General features: G+C 42.2%; 16 protein-coding genes. 12 read left to right on the top strand and 4 right to left on the bottom strand.

Annotated features, from left to right (window positions below; genetic code table 11):
• The first annotated feature begins 18 nt into the window (after window positions 1-18).
• The gene (locus tag I6E24_RS00080) at window positions 19-1,665 is read left to right on the top strand and encodes a C69 family dipeptidase (protein ID WP_235325237.1); all 1,647 of its coding nucleotides are present in this window, start codon (window positions 19-21) and stop codon (window positions 1,663-1,665) included.
• 35 nt (window positions 1,666-1,700) lie between these two features.
• Here I6E24_RS00080 and clpB read toward each other — a convergent pair whose 3' ends face one another.
• Complete coding sequence (gene clpB / locus I6E24_RS00075) at window positions 1,701-4,289, bottom strand: ATP-dependent chaperone ClpB (RefSeq protein ID WP_235325235.1); 2,589 nt, start codon at window positions 4,287-4,289, stop codon at window positions 1,701-1,703.
• A 260-nt stretch (window positions 4,290-4,549) separates the two neighbouring features.
• Here clpB and I6E24_RS00070 point away from each other — a divergent pair, with 260 nt between their 5' ends.
• The 11 genes from I6E24_RS00070 to I6E24_RS00020 all read left to right on the top strand — a co-directional run bounded on the left by I6E24_RS00070 (window position 4,550) and on the right by I6E24_RS00020 (window position 17,945).
• A complete protein-coding gene (locus tag I6E24_RS00070; RefSeq protein WP_235325233.1) occupies window positions 4,550-5,131 on the top strand; it encodes a DUF6621 family protein in 582 nt (193 codons plus the stop codon).
• 182 nt (window positions 5,132-5,313) lie between these two features.
• Window positions 5,314-6,216: a LysR substrate-binding domain-containing protein gene (locus I6E24_RS00065; protein ID WP_235325231.1), complete on the top strand. Its 903-nt coding sequence runs from the start codon at window positions 5,314-5,316 to the stop codon at window positions 6,214-6,216.
• 17 nt (window positions 6,217-6,233) lie between these two features.
• On the top strand, window positions 6,234-7,019 hold the full coding sequence (gene mazG / locus I6E24_RS00060) for a nucleoside triphosphate pyrophosphohydrolase (RefSeq protein ID WP_235325229.1): 786 nt from the start codon (window positions 6,234-6,236) through the stop codon (window positions 7,017-7,019).
• A gap of 90 nt (window positions 7,020-7,109) precedes the next feature.
• Entirely contained in the window at window positions 7,110-7,382 is a 273-nt protein-coding gene (locus I6E24_RS00055) for an ACT domain-containing protein (RefSeq protein WP_235325227.1), read from the top strand.
• Between the two features lie 51 nt (window positions 7,383-7,433).
• Window positions 7,434-8,798, top strand: a complete 1,365-nt coding sequence (locus tag I6E24_RS00050) for a PFL family protein (protein WP_235325225.1) — start codon at window positions 7,434-7,436, stop codon at window positions 8,796-8,798.
• A gap of 172 nt (window positions 8,799-8,970) precedes the next feature.
• A complete protein-coding gene (locus tag I6E24_RS00045) occupies window positions 8,971-9,780 on the top strand; it encodes a GLPGLI family protein (RefSeq protein ID WP_235325223.1) in 810 nt (269 codons plus the stop codon).
• A gap of 25 nt (window positions 9,781-9,805) precedes the next feature.
• Window positions 9,806-12,355 (top strand): carboxypeptidase-like regulatory domain-containing protein, encoded by a 2,550-nt coding sequence (locus I6E24_RS00040; RefSeq protein WP_235325221.1) that lies wholly within the window; start codon window positions 9,806-9,808, stop codon window positions 12,353-12,355.
• A 52-nt stretch (window positions 12,356-12,407) separates the two neighbouring features.
• A complete protein-coding gene (locus I6E24_RS00035; RefSeq protein ID WP_235325219.1) occupies window positions 12,408-13,730 on the top strand; it encodes a sensor histidine kinase in 1,323 nt (440 codons plus the stop codon).
• Between the two features lie 4 nt (window positions 13,731-13,734).
• The gene (locus I6E24_RS00030; RefSeq protein ID WP_235325217.1) at window positions 13,735-14,427 is read left to right on the top strand and encodes a response regulator transcription factor; all 693 of its coding nucleotides are present in this window, start codon (window positions 13,735-13,737) and stop codon (window positions 14,425-14,427) included.
• A gap of 203 nt (window positions 14,428-14,630) precedes the next feature.
• Window positions 14,631-16,376 (top strand): phospho-sugar mutase, encoded by a 1,746-nt coding sequence (locus I6E24_RS00025; protein ID WP_154042994.1) that lies wholly within the window; start codon window positions 14,631-14,633, stop codon window positions 16,374-16,376.
• Window positions 16,377-16,577: 201 nt separating this feature from the next.
• The gene (locus tag I6E24_RS00020) at window positions 16,578-17,945 is read left to right on the top strand and encodes an MATE family efflux transporter (RefSeq protein WP_154042993.1); all 1,368 of its coding nucleotides are present in this window, start codon (window positions 16,578-16,580) and stop codon (window positions 17,943-17,945) included.
• 1 nt (window position 17,946) lies between these two features.
• Here I6E24_RS00020 and I6E24_RS00015 read toward each other — a convergent pair whose 3' ends face one another.
• The 3 genes from I6E24_RS00015 to I6E24_RS00005 all read right to left on the bottom strand — a co-directional run.
• The gene (locus I6E24_RS00015; RefSeq protein WP_154042992.1) at window positions 17,947-18,687 is read right to left on the bottom strand and encodes an SDR family NAD(P)-dependent oxidoreductase; all 741 of its coding nucleotides are present in this window, start codon (window positions 18,685-18,687) and stop codon (window positions 17,947-17,949) included.
• 9 nt (window positions 18,688-18,696) lie between these two features.
• A complete protein-coding gene (locus tag I6E24_RS00010) occupies window positions 18,697-22,974 on the bottom strand; it encodes an AAA domain-containing protein (protein WP_235325215.1) in 4,278 nt (1,425 codons plus the stop codon).
• Window positions 22,974-23,806, bottom strand: an 833-nt coding sequence (locus I6E24_RS00005) for a hypothetical protein (RefSeq protein WP_235325209.1), incomplete at its 5' end; no start/stop codon positions are given. The genes I6E24_RS00010 and I6E24_RS00005, both read right to left, overlap by 1 nt.

Raw genomic sequence — 23,806 nt, 5'->3', positions numbered from 1 at the left:
ATTCAATCACAAACGCTTATGACAAACAGATTGTTGATGGCTGTGGTGTTGCTTACAGCCTTTGTAGTAAACGGTTGGGCTTGTACCAACTTTATTGTCGGTAAGAAAGCGTCTGCCGACGGTTCAGTAATAGTGTCTTATTCTGCCGACTCTTACGGTATGTTCGGATGGTTGTATCACTATCCTGCCGCTACACATCCTGATGGTGCCATGCGTGATATTCACGACTGGGATACCGGAAAGTATCTCGGACAGATCAAGGAAGCGAAGCAGACATACAATGTAGTGGGTAATATGAACGAATATCAGGTTACTATAGGCGAGACCACATTCGGTGGTCGTCCTGAACTGGTTGATACTACAGGTATCATGGACTACGGAAGCCTGATTTATGTAGCTCTCCAGCGTTCGCGTACAGCCAAGGAAGCCATCAAGGTTATGACAGACCTTGTAAAGGAATACGGCTATTACAGTAGCGGTGAGTCATTCTCTATTGCCGATCCTAACGAGGCATGGATAATGGAAATGATTGGTAAGGGTCCCGGCATCAAAGGTGCAGTATGGGTGGCAGTCCGCATTCCGGACGACTGTATCGCTGCTCATGCCAACCAGAGTCGTATCCACAAATTCAATCTTAATGACAAGGATAACTGCCTTTATTCTCCGGACGTAATTTCGTTCGCCCGTGAAAAAGGCTATTTCAATGGCAAGAACTCCGACTTCAGTTTTGCCGATGCATATTGTCCACTTGATTTCAGCGGTCTCCGTTTCTGTGAGGCACGTGTATGGAGTTTCTATAATATGTTCAGCAAGACAACTGGTGATGCTTATCTTCCATATATCCTTGGCGAGAGCAAAGATCCTATGCCACTTTATATAAAGGCTGATTCAAAACTTTCTGTACGCGATGTCCAAAGAGCAATGCGCGACCATTACGAAGGTACACCGCTTGACATCACTAAGGATTTGGGCGCAGGTCCTTTCGAAACTCCTTACCGTCTTTCTCCTCTTACATTCAAGGTTGACGGAGTGGAATACTTCAACGAACGTCCTATCTCTACACAGCAGAGTGCATTCTCTTTCGTAGCACAGATGCGTGCCAACCTGCCTGACCCTGTAGGCGGTGTATTGTGGTTCGGACTTGATGATGCGAATATGACTGTCTTTACTCCGGTTTATTGCTGCACGGACAGAATTCCTGTTCCATACGCTGAAGGAAACGGCGACTGCATCACATTCTCATGGGATTCTGCTTTCTGGATTTACAACTGGGTGGCAGACATGATCCGTCCTCGTTACAGCCTGATGATAGATGATATGCGTGCCGTACAGAATGAGCTTGAAGATACTTTCGAATCTGCTCAGTCAGGAATAGAATCCGCTGCACTGAAGTTGTATCAGGAAGACCCTGCAAAGGCTAAGGATTTCCTTACTAACTATACAGATATGACAGCGCGTACTACTATCGACCGCTGGAAGAAAATTGCAGAATTCCTTATCGTACGTTATAATGACGGTGCAAGAAAGAAAGTCAAGAACGGCAAGATGGTTGCTCCTGAAACAGGAAATGTTGCTCCGCTTGAGCGTCCGGGATATCCTGAAGAATTCCTTAAGGAACTTGTGAAAGCTACAGGCGACAGATATAAATCAGTTGAATTGAAATAAAAAAAGAGGCCCTCGGGCCTCTTTTTCTGTTATTGTTAGTTGCGGAAACTCAATCCGTCTCCACCACGTTCCACTATGATTGGTTTTGTGCGGTCTACTTCTTGTGAAAGAAGTTTCTTTGACAAGTCGTTGAGCAGATAACGCTGTATTGCACGTTTTACAGGACGGGCACCGAACTCTGGATCGTAACCTGCTGTAGCTATGAAATCGACAGCCTCGTCAGTCATCTGGAGCTGTACACCGTTCTCTTCAAGCATCTTTCTAATGCCGTTTATCTGCAGACGTACAATCTGTTCTATTTCATTCTTGTTCAAAGGCAAGAACATGATAGTCTCGTCTATACGGTTCAGGAACTCAGGACGGATAGTCTTTTTCAGCATATTCATCACTTCATTCTTGGTTTCCTCTACTATCGTATCATGATTCATCGGAGTGATTTTTTCAAACTGGCTTTGTATGTATGAGCTTCCCAAGTTTGAAGTCATGATGATGATAGTATTCTTGAAGTTCACCGTACGTCCTTTGTTGTCTGTCAGACGACCATCGTCCAATACCTGAAGCAGGATGTTGAACACGTCAGGATGAGCTTTCTCGATTTCGTCGAACAATACTACAGAGTAAGGTTTACGTCTTACTGCCTCAGTCAACTGTCCGCCTTCATCGTAACCAACGTATCCCGGAGGCGCTCCGATAAGTCTTGACACAGAGTGTTTCTCCTGATACTCACTCATATCTATACGTGTCATCAGCGATTCGTCATCGAACAGATATTCTGCCAGTGCCTTGGCCAACTCAGTCTTACCTACACCGGTCGTACCGAGGAAGATGAATGAGCCTATCGGACGTTTAGGATCCTGCAGTCCTGCACGGCTACGTCTTACGGCATCGGATACAGCCTGAATAGCCTCGTCCTGACCTATGACACGCTTGTGCAACTCGTCTTCCAGATGAAGAAGTTTCTCACGTTCGCTTTGCAGCATCTTGCTTACCGGTATTCCGGTCCAGCGTGATACCACGTCAGCAATGTCTTCTGCGGTAACCTCTTCCTTAATCATGGCGCTGTCACCCTGCTTGTGTTTCAGGTCTTCCTGAATATTCTTGATTTCAGCTTCCAAAGCCTGTAACTTGCCGTAACGTATTTCAGCCACACGACCGTAGTCACCCTCACGTTCAGCCTTGTCGGCTTCGAACTTGAGTTGTTCTATTTCCTTCTTGTTCTGCTGAATTTTATTTACAAGTTCTTTCTCACTTTGCCATTTAGCCTTGTAAGAAGTCTCCTGTTCTTTCAGTTCGGCAATCTCCTTGTTAAGCTGTGCAAGTTTAGCTTCATCTTTTTCACGTTTGATAGCCTCACGCTCGATTTCAAGCTGTTTCAATCGGCGTTCAATCTCGTCAAGCTCTTCAGGCAATGAGTCACGTTCCATACGCAGTTTAGCAGCAGCCTCGTCCATAAGGTCGATAGCCTTATCCGGCAAGAAACGTTCTGTGATATACCTGTTACTCAATTCAACAGCGGCTATGATAGCCTCGTCTTTGATACGTACCTGATGATGATTCTCATATCTTTCCTTCAGACCACGTAGGATTGATATTGAGCTCTGGGTGTCAGGCTCGTCCACCATTACAGTCTGGAAACGACGTTCAAGGGCCTTATCCTTTTCGAAATACTTCTGGTATTCGTCCAGTGTGGTAGCACCGATACTTCTCAGTTCGCCACGGGCCAATGCCGGTTTCAGAATGTTTGCGGCATCCATCGCGCCTTCGCCTTTACCTGCACCAACCAGAGTATGTATCTCATCGATGAACAATATTATGTTACCGTCCGATTTTGTTACCTCATTGATGACAGATTTAAGTCTTTCCTCAAACTCTCCTTTATATTTGGCACCTGCAACCAACGCACCCATATCGAGTGAGAACAGCTGTTTGTTCTTCAGGTTCTCAGGCACGTCACCACGAAGGATACGCTGTGCCAGACCTTCCACGATAGCTGTCTTACCTGTACCCGGTTCACCTATCAGGATAGGGTTGTTCTTTGTACGGCGGCTCAAAATCTGAAGTACACGTCTGATTTCCTCATCACGACCGATTACCGGGTCCAGCTTTCCTGTACGTGCAGCCTCAATCAGGTTTATCGCATACTTTGAAAGTGACTGATAAGTGTCCTCGCTTGACTGTGAAGTGACTTTCTGTCCCTGTCTCAATTCGTTGATTGCGGCACGCAATTCCTTGTCGGTCATTCCGGCATCCTTCAGAATTGTTGCCACAGTACTCTTCACATTGAGCAAAGCCAGAAGTATAGCTTCAAGTGAAACGAACTCGTCGCCAAGTTCTTTTGAGTACTCAACTGCCTTTTGCAATACATTGTTGGTATCGCGGCTCAGATAAGCTTCGCCACCGGAAACCTTAGGCAACGATGCAATCTGACGGTCAAGAACAGTAGCTACCTGCTGGCCATTTATTCCAAGCTTCTGGAATATGAAGTTGGTCACGTTTTCGCCCACCTTCAGTACGCCCGCAAGTATGTGTTCCGGCTCTATGGCCTGCTGTCCGCGGCTCTGTGTCAAGTTCACAGCCTCCTGAACAGCCTCTTGCGATTTGATTGTAAAGTTGTTGAAATTCATATATATTCTCCTTTCTTATTTTATACTTTATTTGTTATCCAAAAATCTTTTTACCTGTTATTCCAATACCTTGTTATCCTTGTTTTTACCTTTTGTTTTTAATCACGCTTATACTACTCCAAACTTCTTGCCAAACCCGTTTTTTGAATGATTATATGTCTAAATGTCAGATACTTAGCGCAAAGGACTGCAATTTTGTCCTTTTTCAGGACAGTTTGTCTGTAAAGTTTTTAGTATCTTTACACGGTAATTGAATTTTTATGGAAAAGAAAATAGAATTTGCACCAAACGTGATGCTTATCGATGCATCGTATCTTGATAGAGTGGTCCGTGATATGGCCAATCATTTTTCACCAATAATTAATAGAGAATTGCCTAAGGCGGACCTTGCTTCGTTGCTTGAATGTCTGGCGCTGGATTCCGGAGTTGTGTTGGGTGACAATGCAGTTCAGGTAATTTTCATATACGACTCTGCGGAGCCACGTATGTCGTTCTGTACTCCGTCCGGTTTGGATAAGGAACTCAACAATGTCGCTTTCAAGAGTCAGCTAGGCGAATTTTCCATCTATTCATTCCAGCCTTCTGATATGGCTACATGCGAGGACCTTTTCAACGAGGCTCTTATGCTGGCAGGAGAATCCAAGGACGTGAAACGTGTCGTTACTGTTGCCGATGAAGACGCCTATCAGCAGAAAACACATTCCACACTCAACAAGATAAAAGGAAAAGACAGCGTGACTCTCTTCGGTATGAATCCGCCTAAAGATGAGGCTGCATATTCTTTTGAGATGTTAGGCTTTGCAGTCCTTCAGGCATTAGGTATAAAAGCAGAAGAACTGTGATTTTTAGACAGCTCTAGGTGCTGACGATGGTCAGCACCACTGCCGACGATGGTCGGCACCTCTGCTCACGATGGTCGGCAGCTCTGCCGACGATGGTCAGCAGCAGAATGCATATAGATATTTAAACGGCATTTAAGTACCGTTTAAACAGTATTTAAATGCCATTTAAAAATAAATTAGCCATGTCCGATTTCCGTCTTAAAGTATTTTACAGTGTTGCCAAGAACCTAAGCTTTACAAAAGCCTCACAGGAACTGTTTGTCAGTCAGCCGGCAGTGACAAAACATGTACACGAACTGGAAAGCATGTACCACGTGCGTCTGTTCGACCGTATGAACAACAAGATAACCCTGACCGAAGCTGGAAAGGTGATGATGGAACATTGCGAGCGTATCCTTACGGAGTATCGCAAGATGGAATACGACATGCATCTGCTCAATAACGAATATGCAGGCGAACTTCGTCTGGGGGCAAGTACTACAATAGCCCAGTACATCCTTCCTCCGATACTGGCAAAGTTTACGGAGAAATATCCACAGATAAAGGTGTCGCTCATCGATACCAACTCCCGTAATGTGGAGAACGCCGTATCGGAACATACTATAGACCTAGGTATGGTGGAAGGAGTGTTCCGTACTCCAAATCTGAAGTACGAGGCCTTCCTTTGTGATGAGCTCGTTCCGGTAGTACGTTCGTCAGCATTTCCTGCCGATGTAGAGGAAATAACCCTTGAAGAGTTCTGCAAGATTCCGCTTGTCCTGAGAGAAAGAGGTTCGGGAACACTTGATGCAATCGAGACTGTCCTTGCCGAGGAAGGTCTGAAGCTTTCGTCGCTCAATGTAAGAATGCATTTGGGCAGTACTGAGAGTATCAAGTCATTTCTTTCATGCAGTGATTGTATGGGGATAATATCAATAGCTGCCTTGGTGAAGGAGTTGGGAGAAGGTCTGTTCCGTGTGATAGACGTGTCCGGACTTCAATTTACCCGTCATTTTTGTTTTGTATCAGCACAAGGGCAGGAGATAGAGGCTGCACAGTTGTTCATGCGTTTCGTGCGTAGCAGTCTTGGCAAAGAAAACAAATAAAAATACAATATATAATAATGAGTACAAGAGAAGAACAGATGAAAGCGTTCGGCCGTCTGCTTGATGTGCTGGACGAACTGCGTGAAAAATGTCCGTGGGACAGAAAGCAGACTAACGAGAGTCTGCGTCCCAATACTATAGAAGAAGTTTACGAACTTTGCGATGCCTTGGTTCAGAATGACAAGAAGAACATATGCAAGGAGCTGGGCGATGTACTTCTTCACGTAGTGTTCTATGCAAAGATAGGCAGTGAGACCGGTGATTTCGATATAAAAGATGTATGCGACAAACTATGCGACAAACTTATATTCCGTCATCCGCACGTATTTGGCGAAGTGAAAGCAGATACGGCTGAGAAAGTCTCGGAAAACTGGGAACAGATAAAGCTTAAGGAAAAAGACGGAAACAAATCCGTTTTGAGTGGAGTGCCTGCCGCACTTCCTTCGCTGATCAAGGCATACCGTATTCAGGACAAAGCGCGTAATGTAGGCTTCGACTGGGAAGACAGGGAAGATGTATGGAAAAAGGTAAAAGAAGAAATCACCGAGTTTGAGTCAGAAGTCGGCAATATGGATAAGGAGAAGGCAGAGGCCGAGTTTGGCGATGTGATGTTCAGTCTTATCAATGCGGCAAGGCTGTATAAGATAAATCCTGACAATGCCCTGGAACGCACGAACCAGAAATTTATCCGCCGTTTCAACTATCTGGAGGAACACACTATCAAGGCTGGAAGAAACCTGAATGATATGACTCTCAGCGAGATGGACGAGTTATGGAACGAGGCAAAAAGCAAAGGACTATAGATTTTTGCGATATTTCGGATTGAAACTCTTTCATTTTGAAATCAATTGACTATCTTTGCCGATAAATTAGTTATTAAATATCAATTAGAGATGAATAAATCAATTATCACCGTAGTGGGAAAAGATACTATAGGTATCATTGCCAAAGTGTGTACATATCTGGCAGAAAACAATGTAAACATACTCGACATTTCGCAGACTATCGTTCAGGAATATTTCAACATGATGATGATTGTTGATATGTCAGCTATCGATAAACCTTTCGAACAGATAGCTACAGAAATGTCAACTCTGGGAGAGACAATGGGAGTGCAGGTGAAATGTCAGAGAGAGGAAATCTTCGACAAGATGCATCGTATCTAAGGAGTTGTAAGTTCTTAGTTTCTAGTTTTTAGATTAAAAACCCACAAACTTATGATAAATATATCCGAGGTTATTGAAACCAATAAAATGATAGAAAAGGAAAATCTTGATGTCCGCACCATCACTATGGGTATCAACCTTCTTGATTGTGCCGACGGCAATCTTGATGTCCTTTGTCAGAATATATACAACAAGATAACACGTCTTGCCGGTAAGCTGGTAAGTACAGGCGAGGAAATATCAAAGGAATTCGGTATTCCTATCGTGAACAAACGTATTTCCATCACTCCTATAGCCCTTGTAGGGGGAGCAGCATGCAAGACTTCCGACGATTATGTAAAGATAGCTCAGACTCTGGACCGTGTGGCAGCCGAATTGGGAGTGAACTTCATAGGAGGATACTCTGCCATCGTATCAAAAGGCATGAGCCATAGCGACGAACTGTTCGTACGTTCTATTCCTAAGGCATTGGCATGTACAGAGAGAATATGCAGCTCTGTCAATGTAGGTTCTACAAAGACAGGACTCAATATGGATGCCGTACGCCTTATGGGAGATATCATAAAGGAAACTGCAGAGATGACAAAAGACCGTGACTCTTTGGGTTGCGCCAAACTCGTAGTACTTTGCAATGCTCCTGATGATAATCCGTTCATGGCAGGTGCATTCCACGGAGTGTCTGAAGACGATGCTGTTATAAACGTGGGAGTAAGTGGCCCTGGAGTAGTGAAATATGCACTCGAGCAGATACGTGGAGCAAGTTTCGAAGTCCTTTGCGAAACAATCAAGCGTACTGCATTCAAGATTACACGTGTAGGTCAGCTTGTAGCACAGGAGGCGTCTCATCGTCTTGGTGTTCCTTTCGGTATTATCGACCTTTCGCTGGCACCAACACCTGCTGTTGGCGACAGTGTGGCTGAAATCCTTCAGGAGATAGGACTTGAGTATCCGGGTGCACCGGGAACAACAGCAGCCCTTGCATTGCTTAATGATCAGGTTAAGAAAGGCGGTGTTATGGCGTCATCATACGTAGGAGGACTTAGTGGAGCATTTATTCCTGTCAGTGAAGACCAGGGAATGATTGATGCTGTAGTGGCAGGAGCTCTTACAATAGAGAAGCTGGAAGCCATGACATGTGTATGCTCTGTGGGACTTGACATGATAGCAATTCCTGGCGATACTCCGGCTACATCTATTGCAGGTATGATAGCCGATGAGGCTGCCATAGGTATGATAAACCAGAAGACGACAGCGGTACGTGTAATTCCTGTAGTGGGAAAGACTGTGGGCGAAACAGTGGAATTCGGAGGTCTTTTGGGTTATGCTCCGGTTATGCCGATTAACCGTTTCAGCTGTGATGCTTTCGTAAATAGAGGAGGACGTATTCCTGCTCCTATACATAGTTTTAAGAACTAGAAAGAAATAATTTAGTATAGATGACGAGTCTTTCTCTTTAAGAGTATGGCTCGTCATTTTTTTATGTGTTGTTTGCGGTTAACTCTAGTTAACCGAGTGTTAGCTATGAGTTAACCGCAAATCTGGTTCCAACATACGATCTTTGTCATATAAACATTAAATGAATGTATTTATGAGAAAGATTATTACCTTTATTCTATTTCTTTCGGCTGTTGTGCTGAATGCGCAGGAAACAGCCTTGTTTCGCGTCACATACGATTGTGATGCTTTGTATAGTAAGACACGCAAGACCTACAGATGGTTTCTGGATGTAGGCAAAACCCAATCCGTTTTCTATAATCCGAATAACAGGGCATGGGCGTCGGAATATGATAATATTTCCAAAGAAACGGATATTGCGACAGCCTTGGCGAGGGCACAGAATGCAAACATAAAGTATGGAAACAAGAACTCTCTGGAAGTTCTGACGGGTGCGCCATCGTCTGATGAATATACCTATATGAAGTATATCAAGACAAATAAGTTTATATACACCGAGAAACTTCCGCAGATAGAGTGGGAATTATCTGACAGTACCAAAACGATTTGTGATTATCAGTGCAAGAAGGCCGTAGCAACAGTTTATGGCAGAACATGGACTGTGTGGTACACACCAGATATCCCAGTTTCGGCAGGTCCTTATGTTCTGAAAGGTTTGCCCGGTGTTATTCTTGAGGCATGCGATGCTGACAATCTTTTTCATTTTGTTGCGGTAGGTCTGGAACAGAATGTTTCTGACGCCAGAATAGAGTTGTTCGAAAAGGACAAGGCTCTGAAGTGTTCACGTTCGAAATTTCTGAAACTGAGGAAATCCGAGGAAGGGAAGACTTATGGAGAAGCGGTAAAAGAATTGGGTATCAACCTGGTAAAGGCTGTTGATATCAACGGTAAAGATATAACCAATACAATTAAGCCTGCAAGTAATTATCTTGACCTTGAATAATACCATTTGAAAATACATCATTCGTATGGTTATGGTAAGAATCATTCTATTGTGTTTCTCTCTTGCTGTTTCTTTGTGTCTGTCTGCGCAATCTTCTGCTGTTATCTCTGGTAAGGTGGTTGATACATCCGAAAATGGAATGTATGGAGTGAATATTGTGGCTTATAATGAATCAGGCAGGCAACTGTGTTATGCCATTTCGGATGCTGAGGGTTACTTTACTCTTAAGTCTGTAGGTGGAATTGCATATATCAGATTCAGCTTTCTGGGGTATGAAACACAGACTGTAAAGTATAATCCTGCGGTAAATAAGGTTGTTGTCAGAATGAAAGAAACAAGCTTTCAGCTTCGTGAGGTTTCTGTAAAAGCCGAACGTATAAGTGAAAGGGGTGATACTCTGACATATTCCGTAGCAGGTTTCAAGCAGATACAGGACCGCAGTATAGCCGATGTGATAAGGAAAATGCCAGGTCTGGAAGTAAAGCCTAACGGCAGTATATCTTATCAGGGAAAATCGATAAATCATTTTTACATTGAAGGTCTTGATCTGATGGGAAGTCAATATGCCCAGGCCAGCAATAACATATCGGCAGACAAGGTGGAGAGTGTTCAGGTCTTGGAAAATCATCAGGCTGTAAAGTCCTTGCGTGATATTGAGTTCAGTGATAAAGCAGCATTGAACATAGTTCTTAAAGATGATGCCAAGTCTGTTTGGACGGGTTTGGCTGATATAGGATTGGGATGGGCGGAAAAGAGTGATGGCTTCCTTTACGAGAACCGTCTGATGGGGATGAATTTCAAGAAGAATTTCCAGACATTGTTGCTTTATAAAAACACCAATACAGGGACAAATATTGCAGATGAGATTTTAAGCCTTTCCGACTTGTTGGAATATCGTGGAGAAGCGAATATTATCAGTTTGCTAGATTTGGGCGGTCCTGCCTTTGATGCCGAAAGATATACATTCAATAAAAGTCATCTTCTTTCCGGCAACTGGCTTTGGAGGACCGGAAAAGATTCAGACCTGAGAATACAGGCAAGCGGACTGTTTGACAGTGAGGAGCAGCAGAGAAAGAGTTCCACTACATATCTGGATTTAGACGGTTCGCCGGTAATCACGGAGGATTGGAATGTGGAAAGCAGACGAAAGGAGGCAAAGGGAGAAATCACATATACGCTGAATAAGGAAAGGACATATCTGAAAAGCATTTCGAAAGTGTATTACGACTGGAATGTAAGTCAGGGCAATATACTTTATAATGACAGGCTTACCGCTCTTTCTGTCAAACCTTATAAACGTATGGTTTCGGAAGATTTACTGTTGTCGCATACTACGGCAGGGGGGAATGTCATTCAGTTCAATTCCTCTACCGGTTATACCCGTTTGCCGGGACAGTTGCTTACGATAAACGGCATCAGTCAGTTGCTTGATATGGATTTATTCTCTTCGAAAAATCATGTGCAGTATAAAAAGAAGTTCGGAGCATTGTTTTTTGATAATATGATTGGGTTTGACAGTCGTTATCAGAAGATAAACAGTACAGACTGGAAGCTACAACAGTTATATTGGAGTCCGTCTGTTAGTCTGAAACATAAGGGGCATGAGATAACGGCAAAAGCCAAGGTCAGCTATGTGAATCAGTTATTGGATAATTCGGGGAATGGGACTGCTGATAAGCTTCGTTCTTCAGACTTCTGGATTGAGCCTAATCTGAACTGGAGATGGGAAATGTCTCCAACATCGAAACTTATTCTTGATTACCGTCTGGCGGCCGATCCGTATGATGCAAAGAAACTTGTTACAGAACCTCTTTTCACTTCGTATGCTCAATGTACTGTAGGAATAGGGGAACCGGAAACTCAGTTTGCTCATTCTCTGAGCGCTTCGTTTACTTATCGTAATCCTCTTTACGGTCTGTTCGCCTATCTGCGACCTGTGTATATTCATAATAAGGGTAACATTCTGTATAGCGGAGAGCTGGATTCCGGAGTGTATAATATGGTGGCTACATCCGGGCGTTATAGTACAGATTCATATATAGTTGACGGACGCATAGCCAAGAATTTCTTTTGGGCAAATACCACTCTTGGGATTGGAGGGGGAGTAAACTCCTCCGAATCGCAGATATTAGTTTCCGGAGTGTTGGCTAAAAACAGGATGAATGTGTATAATGCGTCGTTAGACTATTCATTGAAGCCTGTGAAAGGTATATCAATACAGGGTGAGTCAAAAATGATGATATGCAATAGACAGGAAAAAACAGCTCCATACAATGAAAGTGCTGTAATTGACTGGTCGCATTCGCTTGGGGTAAATTTCAATCCCGCAGGCGGATGGATATTCTCGCTGAATAATGAAATATATCACAGCAATGAAAAATCTTTTGGAGTGAACAGCTTCTGTGATATCTCTGTAGGGTATAAATCAAAGAAGTGGGAACTGTCGCTTGTGGCAGACAATATTATCGGCAATTCTGTTTATGAGCAGGTTAATGTAAGTTCAATCACCCGTTTTTACTCTATGACCCGACTCAGACCACGTGAATATCTCATGAAGTTGAGTGTGGATTTGTGATTATATTGCCTTAAAACTATTACTTTTGTTCTGTTAAACAGATTTATTTGGTATGAAGATAGACAATAAACATAGATTTCTGATTATTGCAGTAATTTCAGTTGTCATGATTGCTGCTTATGAGGGGTATTGGCTTTCGGGGCTTTACAAGTCTCAACGAAAATCTTTGGAGGTACAAATCAGTTCATTGATTTCCAAGTCTGAGCTCGCAGCTTATTCGTTTCATTTAAAACGAGAGCAACTGACAGACTCCATAGCATTTTTGAGCCCTGATAATTTGTCGAAGATTGTATCAATAAAAAGAGACTCTTCTTCTGATAATAAAATAAGGTCAATAAGTGTATATAGGCGTGACGACTTTAACAAACAGGTGGCATCTTCAGTGACTTCTCCGGAATTTTATGAAATGATGGACTCCATACTTTTTCAGAATTTTAAGGAGGCAGGTATAGATGAAGTCTTCCGTCCGTTGGATACACAGGAGTTTGTATCTAACGTAAATCCCGATTCTGTTGTTCGAGATGGATATATCATAGTTAAATCAACTTTTGGTAAAACACCTTATTCATTTGATACCGGGCTGATGACCGGATATATACTGTTGAATATGTCAGGCATTATATTCACTTCGTTGATGGTTGTCGCCATAGTGATATTCTCTTTCTGGTTTTTTATTAGAACGCTGAAAAAGCAGATGGAATTGGATGAAATGAAAAGCAGTTTTACGAGCAATATCACTCACGAACTGAAGACTCCAATTGCAGTGGCATACGCGGCAAATGATGCATTGCTGAATTATGGCTTGGCGGATAATCCTGTAAAAAGGGAGGAATACCTGCTTGATACAAGGGAACAGCTGGAAAAACTGAGTGCCCTTGTGGAACGTATTCTTTCGATGTCAATGAAGGAAAGGGGTAATTTCCGGTTGGACGTATCGGAGACAAATATTAGAGATATGTTTGAGAAAATAGTACAGGAAACCAGGTTACGTACTGCAAAAGCCTGTGATATACAGATAGAGGCCGATGAAAATCTGACTGCAGTATTCGATGCAAAACTGATGTCGAGCGTGGTTTCTACTTTAGTTGATAATGCGGTAAAGTATTCAGGTGAACCGGTGAGGATATTGCTCAAGGCAATCAGAAAATCAGATAAGTTGTTTATTTCAGTATCAGACAATGGAATTGGAATAGCACCGGAACATCAGAGACATGTGTTCGGGAAATTCTATCGTGTTCCTCATGGCGATGTGCACGAAGTGAAAGGATATGGCATAGGTCTTTATTTTGCAAAAACGATTGTGGAAAGACATGGAGGACGGATTTCATTGACAAGTACTCCGGGTAATGGAAGTACGTTTACAATTGAATTATAATGATATGGGAAAGATAAAAGTATTGCTTATTGAAGATGAAATAACTCTGGCAAAGATAATTAAAGATACACTGGAAAGTGTTGGCTTTGACGTCTGTTTGGCATACGATGGCGAGGAGGGATTGAAACTATTCTTTGAATCAAACCCCGATGTCCTGGTTTCTGATATAATGATGCCAAAGATATCAGGGCTGGATGTGGTAAAGAAAATACGTAACACCGATAAAACTACACCAGTAATATTTCTGACGGCAAAAACGGAGGTGGATGACGTAGTGGCAGGATTTGAAACCGGTGCCAATGACTATATCCGCAAACCGTTTGCTATGAAGGAACTAATAGTACGTATAAAAGCTCTGACCGGACGTATTTCTTCAAAAGAGGAATCGGAACAGCATATGTTTAATATTGGAGATTATGAGTTTGATGCGGACAAGGGTATTCTTTTATATATACCTACTGGTGAAACAGAACAACTTCCAAATAGAGAGACAGAGGTCTTGAAAAGATTCTGTCAGAATTTCGATTCTATTGTTCCCATGCAGAATGTGTTGCTGGAATTATGGGGAAACGATGATTTTTTCTGTACAAGAAGTCTGCAAGTGTTGATAACAAGGATACGGCACCGCTTGTCGAAGGATAAACGTATCCAGATTATTAATATTAGGGGAAATGGATATAAACTTTCGTTGGATTAGTTTATTGTATTATTTGAAAGATGTTTCTTGCTGTAATCTTGATGAAATAGCAACATAGTTTTATTTCAATTTTGATTGCTGTTGTCGTTCTTTTTGTTTTTACGTCTTATTTGATAAAAAAACATTAGGATAATTTGTTTTCATTTTATATTTTTGTGCATAATTAATCATATAATCAATAATCATTTTAATAATAACTAATCATGGGAAACGAAGAATTAATTAAGCTTTGTATTGAAAAGGCACAGAAATGGTTGACACCAGCATATGATGCTGAAACTCAGGCAGAAGTAAAACGTATGATAGAAAACGAGGACAAGACAGACTTGATTGAAGCATTCTATAAAGATCTGGAATTCGGTACAGGTGGTTTACGTGGTATCATGGGTGTTGGCTCAAACCGTATGAACATCTACACTGTAGGTGCTGCTACTCAGGGATTGTCCAACTATCTTAACAAATGTTTTGCAGGCAAGAAAGATATCTCTGTAGTTGTTGGTCACGACTGCCGTAACAACAGCCGCCTGTTTGCTGAGATTTCTGCTAATATCTTCTCTGCAAACGGTATTAAGGTATATCTTTTCGATGATATGCGTCCTACTCCTGAAATGTCGTTCGCTATCCGTCACCTTGGCTGCCAGAGCGGTATCATCCTTACTGCTTCACACAATCCAAAGGAATACAACGGCTACAAGGCATACTGGGATGATGGTGCACAGGTTCTTGCTCCACACGACAAGGGTATCATCGACGAAGTTAACAAGATTGCTTCTGCTGCAGATATCAAATTCGAAGGCAACAAAGACCTTATCCAGATTATCGGTAAGGATGTGGATGATGTTTATTTGGAAAAAGTTCACTCAATTTCTATCGATCCTGAAGTTATCAAACGTCAAAAAGATCTTAAGATCGTTTATACTCCTATCCACGGAACAGGTATGATGCTTATCCCTCAGGCTCTTAAGATGTGGGGATTCGAAAATGTTCACTGCGTACCTGAACAGATGGTAAAGAGTGGTGACTTCCCGACTGTAATATCTCCAAACCCTGAAAATGCTGAGGCTCTTACACTTGCTATCAACCTTGCAAAGAGTATCGATGCTGATATCGTTATGGCTTCCGACCCAGACGCTGACCGCGTGGGTATGGCTTGCAAGAATAGCGAAGGCGAATGGGTACTTATCAACGGTAACCAGACTTGCTTGATCTTCTTGTACTACATCATCAAGAACCGTATCGCTATGGGTAAGATGAAGGGTAATGAGTTCGTTGTGAAGACTATCGTTACTACTGAACTTATCAAAGCTGTGGCTGACAAGAACAATATCGAAATGTATGATTGCTACACAGGTTTTAAATGGATTGCACGTCAGATCCGTCTGAACGAAGGTATCAAACAGTATATCGGTGGTGGTGAAGAAAGCTACGGATTCCTTGCTGAAGACTTTGTTCGTGATAAAGATGCAGTTTCTGCTTGTGCTCTTCTTGCTGAAATCTGTGCTTGGGCTAAGGATCAGGGCAAGACATTGTACGATGTATTGATGGAAATCTATGTTGAATACGGTTTCTCTAAGGAAGTGACTGTTAACGTAACTAAACCGGGTAAGAGTGGTGCTGACGAAATCAAGGCTATGATGGACAACTTCCGTGCATGTCCTCCTAAGGAACTTGGCGGTTCTAAGGTTGCTCTTGTTAAGGACTACAAGACTCTTAAGGCAACAGACGGCAACGGTAATGTAACAGACATTGATATGCCGGAACCATCTAACGTACTTCAGTTCTTCACAGAAGACGGTACTAAGATTTCTGTACGTCCTTCAGGTACAGAGCCTAAGATTAAGTTCTATATGGAAATCAAGGGTGAAATGGCATGCCCTAAGTGCTATGCAGGAGCATGCGCTGACGCTGAAGAAAAGATTGAAGCTGTCAAGAAATCTCTTGGTATCTGATATATCTCATTTAAATGGCTTTTAAACACCGTTTAAATACTGTTTAAACAGTGTTCAAATGATATTCATACTGCATCGGATGATGATTGTGAGAACAATATCGTCCGGTGCAGTTTATTTTTTGTTAAAATCCTGATTACCCTACGTCCATGAGTGTAGAAAATACATTACCTTTGCATCCCGGTAAAAAGTACAGGATATATGGCAAAGTCTAAAGAGATGACATCTGGGGCTCCTCTGCCTCTTATATTGAATTTCACAGTTCCACTCTTATTGGGAAATCTGCTTCAGCAGACATATTCGTTTGTAGATGCTGCGATAGTGGGTAAGTTTCTTGGTATAAATGCACTGGCATCTGTAGGTGCAAGCACGTCTGTCGTGTTTCTTATCCTTGGCTTCTGTAATGGATGTTGCGGTGGTTTCGGTATTCCTGTTGCTCAGAAATTCGGTGCACGCGATTATGTCACTATGCGCAGATTTGTATCGGTCAGCCTGAAACTGGCTGGAGTGATGTCTGTTGCTATAGCCATTGTTACGAGTCTGCTTTGTGCCTATATCTTGAAATGGATGCAGACACCTGATAATATCATGGAAGGAGCTTATCTATATCTCTTGGTAACTTTTATCGGTATTCCATGTACTTTCTATTATAATCTTCTTTCCAGTATAATACGTGCATTGGGCGACAGCAAGACACCATTCTGGTTCCTTCTAATATCTACTGTACTGAACATTGTTCTCGATCTGGTATGTATCCTGGTGTTGGGATGGGGGGTTGCCGGTGCTGCTATAGCCACTGTCGTTTCGCAGGGAGTATCGGCGCTGATGTGCTACAAATATATGTATCGCAAGTTTGACATTCTTAAAACAGCTCCTGCAGACAGACGTTTCCGACCTGAATTGGCGAAACAGTTGCTCTACATAGGTGCACCTATGGGACTCCAGTTTTCCATAACAGCCATTGGCAGTATAATGCTTCAGGGTTCCAATAATGCTTTGGGGACGGCATGTGTGGCGGCATTTACTGCAGCTATGAGGATAAAGATGTTCTTCCTCTGTATGCTCGAAAGTCTTGGTATGGCAATGGCTACATACAGCGGACAGAACTACGGAGCAGGAAAACCGGAGAGAATATGGCAGGGCGTTAAAGCATCAATGTTGCTTACTGTAGCCTATGTAGCAATGGTGAATCTGGTCTTGTGGAATTTTTCTGAAGAGATAGCCATGCTGTTTGTCGATGCCTCTGAAACAGAAGTATTGGCCGACACGGCATTGTTTCTGCATGTATCGGCTTCATTCTTCATATTTTTGGGTATGGTGTGTATATTCAGATATACCATTCAGGGAGCCGGTTATACCCAGTTGTCTATGCTTTCCGGAGTGGCAGAGATGATAGCCCGTGTATTGGTCAGCGTAGTGGCTGTTCCAATGTGGGGATACTGGGCGGTATGCTTTGGTGATCCTGTGGCATGGATGTTTGCCGTGGCCTTTCTTCTTCCGGCATTCAGATATGTATATCGCAGATTATGTCATATAGTGGAAAAAGAGAAAGTTCTGCATACTGCATGATTTAGTTTTTCACTTTCATCCTTTTCCAGATGCATCGCGGTATGAGTTTCCAGAAGAATACCAGTATGCTGTATTTCCAGTCTATCACAGCTATTCTTTTATTTCTCTTTAAGGCTTTTACTATCAGCTTTGCTGCGTATGACGTTTTCATCAGCATAGGATAATTCTTGCCGTCGTTAAGCAGACTTGTAGCGACGAATCCGGGGCGTATGTCCGTGAAACGGATATCCAGCTTCTGCATAGTGGCAAGTTGCTCTAATGCATCAATATATGTATTTTGAAATCTTTTTGTGGCAGAATATGCAGGTGCTACACCCAAACCTTTCGTTCCGGCAATGGAACTTATCACTGCAATATGTCCTCTGCCTTTTTCCCTGAAATATCTGAAAGAAGTACCTACCAGTCTGGTAAATCCGGTTCCGTTTGTTTCAAGTGTATTCAGTTCTATATCGGCATCAAGTCTCGCATTCTGATATCCTATACCAGAACTGTGGAAATACATATCCATACCGCCAAGTTCGCCAATCAGAGATAGAAGTTCCTCGTCGGCATTGCAGTCCTTTACGTCTATGGCTTTTACGCATACCTGTCCTGGATATTCCGACTGTAATTTTTTCAGGTTCTCTTCTCTTCGGCCTGCCACTCCCAGTTTCCAGCCATCTGCAAGCAGAAGTCGTGCCACTTCATAGCCTAATCCTGAAGTAGCTCCCATAATTACTGCACGTTTCGTATTGTTTGTCATTGCTGTTCTTTATCTGTTTGATTTTATTTCGTAAATAAATTCTTTATATTCAGGAATATTAGTGTTTTTCCCTAAATAATATTTTGCTATCATTGGCATCTGCTCATTTAGGCTGATAAACTCTCTTCCTAAGTGACTGCAGAATGCCATATATGCATTCCTGTTAGCCATGTTTCCTGCATCATCCCTGTATATGGTGATGTAGTGGTTCGTTGGGCGTGCATGTACCACCTGGTTTATGTGCATGGCAAGATGTCTTGCTTCGATAGGGGATATGCATCCCATAATGTTCGACATATTGAATATAACAAGTTCAGGAAGTACGGAGTGTGATTTCCAGAAACTGTCGCTTACAGCCGTGATGCGTGGATACAGACTCCATTTCACGTGTTTGTAGTTTTCTGATGTAAGGAATTTTTCGCTCGTTTGTCCCATTTCTTCCGTAGGGTATATTCCCAAGTAATATATATCCGTATGGCTCAGCTGCCTGCACAGGTCTATGAATGCCAGGCCTGATGCAGCCGATTCATATGATATATCGCAGAATACCACTCTTCCCGAAACATTTCGTATGGCATTCCTCAGCCAGTTTCCACAGTCCTCGTACATTGCCATGGCAGCCGAATATTGTTTTCTCATTTCATGAAAGTTGAACAGTAGGGCGTAGTCATCTGTTTTCAAGCCGTGTAAAGAGTTGAAATCTGTTCTCCCGTATGAAATCAGTTCCTTGGCACGTGCGACATCCATTCCTGATAAATGGACTTTCTCCGAATATTGTTTTTCTATAATATCCTTGAATGCTTGTTCAAATTCCGGTTTTATGGAATACGATTTATCATCCGTTTCCCAGTTCATGTCGTATGAAGGTATAGTAAAGTTACCTTTACAGAAGTCATCTGTATTGGTATCAATAAACCCGTTGTTCATGCGGATATATTCCATCAGTTTATAGAACGTGATGTTCGCACTAAGCACCTGCGGATTGCCTGTCATTATCATCTGCTTTCTGGCACGGGTGATGGCTACATTCAGTTTCCTGTCTATGATTGCATTTTCCTCGCGGAAAGTGTTCGATGTAAGGAAATTCAGCTGGCTGGTATTTCTTACGGTGAAGGAATATATTATAATATCCCTTTGGCTTCCCTGATATCTTTCTACAGTGTCTATGGAGATATTCATCAGTTCCGGAATGCCGAGAGATGAAATTTCCTTTCTTATCATTGCTATCTGATTGCGATATGGCACAATGATTCCTACAGTTTTGTCTGTATCAAAATAGTTTTCTGTCAGGCTGTAAATTCTTTTCAACAATGCGGCTATGATTTTTGCTTCGTTTATGTTGGCTTTATCCGATGATGCTGATATATTTTCCGGGGTAGGTGCAGTGATGAAAACCATCCTTCTCGAAGTTAGAAGCTTTTCTATCATATCTGGATTTTCCGGAATATTTGCATACGGCAATTCCTCTTCCTGATGGGGTAGAGGTACACATTCCAGGTACTCACGGCTATAGAACGTCGTGTTTGGGAATTCGGCGATAGCCGGATGCATTCGTCCCTGTTTCCTCAGTACGCTTTTAGCCTTTTCATCGCTCTGTCTGTACAGTCTTTCGAACAGCGAGTTTCTGCAATCATACAGTCCTATGGTATTCAGAAGAGGGTCTGTAATCTTTGCGCTTTCTGCATTTTGGAGTGCAATGGCAGGCAACTGTTTGTAATCGCCTATAAGCACGAATTTATCTATTGCATTATAGTTGCCACTCCTGGCAGAGAGTATTCCTATCAGGTCGGGTTCAAGAATCTGCGAAGCCTCGTCTATTATTGCCATATCGAAGTGCTTTATGTCGAACAGATTGAGTCTGTTGTTTATGGCGGTAGTCGTTCCTACGAATATCCTTGTATCCGAAATTTTCTTTTTGATATCAGTCAGTTTCGGACAGTCTTCCAACTGATTTTTCAGTAGGAATGGTTCGAATCTTTTGTCGCACGACATTTCATGCCCTATACGAATAAAAGGGGTATCGGATGCTATTCCGGAATCAACAAGCATACTGCAAATCTCATCTACAGCCCTGTTGGTATATGATAATAACAGTATGGACGTATTTTTTTCTGAAAGAGCTTCTTCAACCATAAATCTCAATGCACACGAAGTCTTTCCCGTACCCGGAGGTCCTACAAGCAAGAAGTAGTCCTCTGCCTGTTTCTCCTTGAGAATGATTTCATCAAAACGTCCATAGCTGCCGTTCAACTTTACTCCCTCATTAAACGATGGTTCTCTGGCCCCAAGGAGAAGTTCCTTTCTGTCTGTACGTGCAGAAAGGAAAGAGAAAAGCCCTCTTATTCCTGCCGAAGCGGAAACGTCCGAAGAATCATGTTCTATGGCAAAAGTATCGTTATTTCCACCTATTATGTCCTTGTTCTGCTGTCCGTTCCTCAGTATTATTGTTATATTGTCGGGAGTTATTTCTGTTATGTTTCCTTTCATGAGAATTTCGTCTCTCACGTCTGGTTTTTCTGTATATGGATAGAATATTATTATATCTCCTTTTCTGAAGTTGGGCAGGAAATCATCTCCTTGAGCAGGTATGCTGAGTTCTATCAGGTCATATCCCTTGTTGGGTGAACTCTTGCGTTTGTCCTTTATTTTCAGACCGGTAAGGATATTACCGTTTTCTATTTTCTCGGCCAACGGAGTGTTCCAAACCGAGGCAAATCCTCTGGATAAGTCGTCACTGCCGCCTGTGCGAGCCAGTACCGATTCTTTTGATATGAATGTAAAGAAACGCTGGAAATAAGCCTTTTCCAGTGATGAGCAGTGCTTCAGAGTCTGAATTGTTTTATAAAGTTCAGGTTCCTGATAGTCGGTCCACAGTTTGTTGTGTACCTGAAGTTCGTTCAGCAGGTCTGTATCAATTTCTTCTGTCACTTTAGAAATGGCTCCTTCGCTGAAAGCCATTTCGTTGCACACTATCATGTTTCTCAGTTTGATACTTTCACGGAATAGTTTGTCGGTAAAGTGTTCAATGATAAGTCCGTCTGTATATCTGGAATAAAGCAGGAAGGTCTGCATATCTTCAGTGGCCTTTCCGAAATTATACATCAGAACACCCTGATACAGCATCATCTGTATGAAATGGTCTTCCTTATGCCTTTTGTTGTACTCATCCTTTTTGCCTGATTTTTGTTCTATCAGTACCTTGAAATCCTTCTGAAGCAAGTCCACACGTCCCTGCAAACCGAGTTTTTCGCATATAAACGATGCTTCAAGCATAACCTTGTTTCTGTCGAAAGAAGGAATGCTGTGCGGTAGAATATCGTTTACGAAGGAACGAATATTCATCATCTGTGCCTGTGCCATTGTATGGAAATTGTCAGGTATAGGGCAGGTACAGAAATCAAGTGCCGAAGCCGAGAAGAATTTCTTCAGGCTGCCTGCGTATGTCACAGGTTGTGTATTCCTTTCGTTTATATAATCGTCCAGAAACAGTCCGGCGAGGTTACCCATAAGTATGTGGTGTGTATTTGCCTTAGGCTTTATTCGGCTCATGAAAAAGTTCAACGGATGATGTCCGTACTCCCTGAAGCATGAAGCCAGCGAACTGATATCTAGCAGAAAGTCCGGATGTAATATTATCAGTTCCGGTATATAGTGGTTTTCTTCATCTACTTTAACACCAAGCAGGTTTATCTGCATGTTTTCCTCAAGCAGATCATTCAGATACAGCATGTCGCCGTTAAATCCTCCCTTGGCATAGTTGATTACTATCATCGGATCATCCTCGCTGTCGGTAGATGCGAAAATAAGATTCTCGTTCCAGCTGTTCACTGAGGCTCTAACGTAAGGAATATGCGAAAGGCGTGTTCCGCTGTACGGGCGGTTGGAATGAGGAATCTGAGGAAGTATGGATGCCGGTATGTCCTCTTCAAAACCTAGTGATATAAATCTCACTATAGCTCTGAGGTCGTAGAGATATTCGTTCATGTCCGGCTGGAATTTATCACCCATTGCCGAGTTGCAGTTACGCCTCATAGTCTGTATGGCGTATCTGTCCGAAGGAGTCATCTTCTTTTCCTTGCATATAAAGTCCAGTCTGGAGAACATATTTGCAAATGAAGCTGTCACTCCTGTGGTTAGTTCGTAGCATGCCTGTTGCAGAACCTTATATAGCAAAATATACTTAGCCCGCAGGTTGTCTTGCGACGCTGCGGGCTGAGTATGTATTTTTTCTATTCTTTGGAAAAAATCAAAAGACTGTATATCTATGTGTTCCGGTCTGTCTGTCATCAGTTTTCGGTTGTGTCTTCCAGAATATATTCAATTGTTGCCTTTTCAAGTCTAGGATACTGACTCTGATATGTTTCAGTCACATCATGTCGAAGAACCTTATATGTGTAATTGTTTTCAGTTTTATCAATCAGATCCAATTCTATTTTGTTGTTTCCTGCCAGTGATATGTCGAAACTTAATATCTTGTTTCCATTTTCCGGATCGTAAGATTCTTTCTGACTGAAAATTCCTGTTACTGCACTTGCACCCTTTTGTGGATATATGGTAACATTACCTCCGTTAAGCTCTTCTACAGTATAGGTAAATTCTATAGATCCTCCAGTCTTCATTATTGCGCTGTTTGTTATATCTTCTTCAATCATTTTTGTTTCATCCTGAGTTAATGCTCCTCCTATAACTTCAGTAGAGATATTATTTACATGGAATATGCGTGCCTGATTTTTAACGGTTATAACAAATCTGCTTTCATTCTTCTCGTAATCAGTAATACGCATAATGCCATTTCCTATCTTTACTGGAGTAAGCGATAATTTTTCTCCATTGTATTCATAGCTGACGATATCTTTGTTAAGATTTTCCAGTATATATTTTCCGTTGCCTCCCTTGATGTAGAAATCCTGTCCTTCTGTGAAAGCATCGATATATATAGTGTCATTATTTGTAATATGAGTCTTTCCGTCAGCACTGACCAATGTTATCGGAGCATAGCTTTCACCGCAAGAGGCAAGGAAAGCTGTTAATAATATATTAGTAATTACAATTAGAGTTGATAATAGATTTCGTTTCATATGTTTCATTTTTTTTGTTATTATGTCACAAAGATATATGT

This window comes from Bacteroides caecigallinarum, assembly GCF_021530995.1.
Lineage (GTDB): Bacteria > Bacteroidota > Bacteroidia > Bacteroidales > Bacteroidaceae > Phocaeicola > Phocaeicola faecigallinarum.
The sequence above is the reverse complement of the archived record's forward strand: the minus strand, read 5'-3'. Positions and strand labels throughout refer to the sequence as shown.